Raw genomic sequence first — 856 nt, 5'->3', positions numbered from 1 at the left:
TCAGCGATCTACTTAGCATCAACAATCATCTCCATTAATTGATGACACGCCCTAGTACGATCTATCGTGAGCTTAAAAGAAATAGCATCAATGACGTTTATCAAGCTCAATATGCTTCTGATAACACCTTCGCTAGACGTAGACGTGGTCACAGAAAACTCAAAATCGATTCAATCCTCTGGAAATTTATTGTTGAAGCGATCCGTTGTTTATGGTCTCCTCAACAAATAGCAAAGCGTTTAAAGAGATTTCCTGATTTGGATCAAACAATGAATGTAAGCCATACAACGATTTATTCAACGATACGAGCATTACCAAAGGGTGAGCTGAAAAAAGACTTACTATCCTGTCTGCGTCATGAAAATAAAAAGCGAAAAGCTAACGGTGAACCTAAAAAAGATTCTATATTACAGGATATTAAAACTATTCATGAGCGCCCAACCGAAGTTCAAGAAAGAAAAATACCGGGTCATTGGGAAGCCGATTTAATTAAAGGTAAAGACAATAAAAGTTCGATAGCAACACTTATTGAACGAAATACACGGCTCTGTATCTTGGCAACATTACCTGATGCAAAGGCAGAATCAGTGCGCAAGGCTTTAACTGAAGCTCTGAAATATTTACCCGCAGAACTGCGTAAAACATTGACCTATGACCGTGGACGTGAGATGTCAGAACATAAAATCCTCGAAGAAGATTTAGGCATAGATGTATATTTCTGTGATCCACATTCGCCATGGCAGAAAGGCACATGCGAAAATATGAATGGTTTAATTAGGCAATATTTACCTAAAGGGATTGATTTAAACCAGGCAGATCAGCATTATATCATGAACGTTGCTATATAGCTGAATAA

At 37.9% G+C, this 856-nt stretch carries 1 pseudogene; it reads left to right on the top strand.

The window, feature by feature from the left end:
* Positions 1-50 precede the first annotated feature (50 nt).
* Positions 51-845, top strand: a pseudogene (locus A6M14_RS00660) (IS30 family transposase); the annotation flags it as partial.
* Positions 846-856 lie beyond the last annotated feature (11 nt).

This window comes from Acinetobacter portensis (genome assembly GCF_009372215.1).
In the GTDB taxonomy this organism is placed as follows: Bacteria; Pseudomonadota; Gammaproteobacteria; order Pseudomonadales; family Moraxellaceae; genus Acinetobacter; species Acinetobacter portensis.
This window is presented reverse-complemented; position numbering and strand designations above follow the sequence as displayed.